Source organism: Pelagicoccus sp. SDUM812002, assembly GCF_031127835.1.
Classification (GTDB): Bacteria; Verrucomicrobiota; Verrucomicrobiia; order Opitutales; family Opitutaceae; genus Pelagicoccus.
The window spans coordinates 1-3,100 of sequence record NZ_JARXHX010000054.1 but is presented as its reverse complement, the minus strand read 5'-3'; the positions used below and the strand labels follow the sequence as shown (position 1 = coordinate 3,100).

4 protein-coding genes are annotated in these 3,100 nt (G+C 45.5%); all 4 read left to right on the top strand.

All coding sequences use genetic code 11. The features are described 5' to 3' along the window. The first annotated feature begins 547 nt into the window (after nucleotides 1-547). The 4 genes from QEH53_RS23375 to QEH53_RS23360 all read left to right on the top strand — a co-directional run bounded on the left by QEH53_RS23375 (nucleotide 548) and on the right by QEH53_RS23360 (nucleotide 2,889). Entirely contained in the window at nucleotides 548-961 is a 414-nt protein-coding gene (locus QEH53_RS23375; RefSeq protein WP_309025653.1) for an SUKH-4 family immunity protein, read from the top strand. 139 nt (nucleotides 962-1,100) lie between these two features. Further along, nucleotides 1,101-1,466 (top strand): hypothetical protein, encoded by a 366-nt coding sequence (locus QEH53_RS23370; protein ID WP_309025652.1) that lies wholly within the window; start codon nucleotides 1,101-1,103, stop codon nucleotides 1,464-1,466. Nucleotides 1,467-1,539: 73 nt separating this feature from the next. Then, a complete protein-coding gene (locus QEH53_RS23365) occupies nucleotides 1,540-2,070 on the top strand; it encodes an AAA family ATPase (protein ID WP_309025651.1) in 531 nt (176 codons plus the stop codon). A 153-nt stretch (nucleotides 2,071-2,223) separates the two neighbouring features. Further along, nucleotides 2,224-2,889, top strand: coding sequence for a hypothetical protein (locus QEH53_RS23360; RefSeq protein WP_309025650.1), 666 nt, complete (start codon nucleotides 2,224-2,226; stop codon nucleotides 2,887-2,889). The last annotated feature ends 211 nt before the right edge of the window (nucleotides 2,890-3,100 follow it).

Here is a 3,100-nt window from a genome sequence, read left to right as displayed (position 1 = left end):
AGCTGAAATCTAACTACAGAAAAGAAATCCCCACTGCTAGAACTTCGACATTCAGCATCTCCCCTATCCGACCCAAAAGAAAACGAATTGATGATCGAACCAAACAATCTAAGAATTGAAGGCATCAAGATTCGACAAGGAACCCAACCACTTACCCAAAAAACAACGCCCATCAAGGCGCTGCTCACAACGAGCGCAAGCGCTCGTCGTGAGAGCTTGGCGATCTCCAATCATAGAACTAAAATACGGATACAAAATCATCAGTGCTATCTGTGTAATCGGTGGTAAAGAAAAGAACTCCTGCATTGAACAGAAAGATCGATTTCCGAGAGAGCGAACCAACTCGACCTCCAAAATAAAAAGATTATCCTGCAAGAAAGACGACCAACTAGATACGATCAGAAAAAATGATGAAGGGAGATCAAGTCGGCTCATACAATTCCGGCAAACGCCCGCCTCTTTCACCTCGATCCCAGACTTGAAATCACTAACTTGAAATGGAACCCAAACTGAGGCCTTCACGTATGGCCTCTGCGTTCTCAGAAAAATGAAGGAACTAACAACCATCGAAGACTCGGGCGAACTTCTAGCATCCATACTGAATGGAAGCTTCGAGGTCGGCATGCTGGAGATGGGAAAAGAAAAGAACTCATTCCCAGTTCCTGATGGCTTCACCGCAATAGGTGAGTTTGAGTGCGATCCAGTCGCGATTAAAAAGGAAACGAATGAAGTTGTAGTCCTCGATCATGAGGTTCTCGGCAGGGTCATGACTAAAGCCGCAAGCAGCATAAAAGAATTCATCGAGGCACTGTCGTTGATCTACGACTACTTCGAATCCGACGACCTTGACGATGAAGACGAAGAAGACGAAGAAGAAATGAAAAGAGTAGCTGAAGCAGCAAGTTTGAAGGCGGGAGGTAAAGACTACCAGAGCCTATGGCACATGTTTTTTGGCGTATGAAAATCATGAGAACAAGTCAGTCGATACAACTCGGGTAAACGCCGCCACTCTCACATCGAGCAAGACACTGAAAACCTTCAACCCAAATGGAGCCGATGACACGACCCTCGCGTATCACTTCGGCGATAGGCGAAACTAAATGAAAATCCTGAACGAAGATGAATACGAAGAAATGGCTGCGGCTTTTCAGTGTATCCAAATACAAACACTCTACAAATCACTCAAAGAAAACGGTGTCGACTCAGGGAAGATTCGAAAGATTTGCGAGGACTACAGCTTTCAACTAGGACACACGTTAGATAACGAATGGATCGAATCAGAGGAAGGAAAAGTATATCCTGTCATCGGATTCACTCGACAGCCCCAGAATAAAGAAACGAACGAATTGTACATGACAAATGGAAGCTTCTCATTCTCGGACTACGCTATGGGAAACGTATCATGGTTCTTTGATCAAAATGACCCAGATGAGAGCCCACAAAAGCATGGAACGAACCTCAAATAAAAATATGCCTATCAAGGCGCTGCTCACAACGGCGGCAAGCCGCCGCGTGAGAGCTTAGCGTTCTGCAGAATAAATGACAGAGAAACCACCAGTCGCTCACATGATTTACGGTTATCTTGGATCCGGAAAGACTAGCTACGCAAAGAAGCTGGAGCGAGAAACCGGAGCGATCAGATTCTCTCCTGACGAATGGATGACCCAGCTTTTCGGAGATGATCCTGAAGAGAGCACTTTCGCCGAACGATCCTCTAAAGTTGAGAAGCTCATGGAAAACCTATGGGTTCAGCTCTTGGCTAAAGGAATCGACATTGTATTGGACTCGGGCTTCTGGAGTCGCTCCAGTCGAGACCGAGCGAGAGAAAAGATCGAATCGTTGAGAGCCGTTCCTCGGTTGTACTTCATCAAGACATCCGAAGACACGATGTGGAAACGATGCGAGTCACGAAATCAGAATCTCAATGGTAGTCTGTACATTGCCAAGAACACCTTCGAGGTTTTGAAATCGAGATTTGAGCCATTGGGAAGAGACGAACCATTCATATTAATTGAAAAAGAAGCAGAACCAGTCAGCCCATACAACTCCGGCCAGTCGCTCCGCGACTGACCTCCGCGTATGGCTTTGACGTTCTACAGAAAAATGGAAATCAGGTTGAGGAAGAAACGATCCAGCAATGAGAATAAACCAAACCGATGAAGACTTCGACGTTCAGCGATCAATTGACTCCGACCTTAAAAATGATCCTGCATTGAAGAAATCATGATTCCCACGACGAAGAAGATTTTGATCTCCTGCATTGAAGAAAAAGTCACATTCGACAAGATCGACAAGGAAGCCCAACCCCGAACCGACCGAAACAAAAAGAAGAAAAAGATGATCAGCACGACGGAATCAGAATTGGTCGAATTCGCGTATCAGACTTATTCCTACAGAATTGAAAAGATTGGTAGAACCAGTCGGTCCATACAACTCGGGCCAAGCGCCCGAGTTGTGGCAGCAGCAAGGACATGTCTTCACAACTTCCAGCACGACGGTTTTCCTCAGCCCTCGCGTATGACCTTCACGTTCGACGAAATAAAAATGGAATTCATCTTTGCTCTACTCATAATCGCTATGTTCCCAGCGATCCTGTGGAGTCTTTACGAAAATGATCGAATCCTCAAAATACTAAAAGAACGATTTCCAGAGGACTGGCGCAAAGCGGGTTATCCATGTGGATACTTCTGGGTCGATCGAAATCATGGAATGAATTGGTGGGAGCGAGATATATTCATGATAAAGCTCCCCTTCTGGTGGATACGGATCGGATGGATAGAAAAAGATGACGAAGCGAAAGAAAGAAGGAAGAGAATCATCGCCATCACGCCAGTAATTTGGACGATCTGGATCATTGCCATGTATGCATTTTTCCAGATAGAAAACTAGGTCGAACAAGGCGCCGCAGACAACTTCGGCAAACGCCCGCCTCTTTCACTTCGATCCCATAAAAATCCAACACCCCAGAAATTCAAACGATAGCTTAGGCCTACGCGTCTGAGCTTGGCGTTGGCAAAAAATAGATGAACGAAACCAAAGACATCAAACTATCGAGCACTGAGTTTTGTTTTCGAGCGAACTCAGTATTCATCGACGGAAA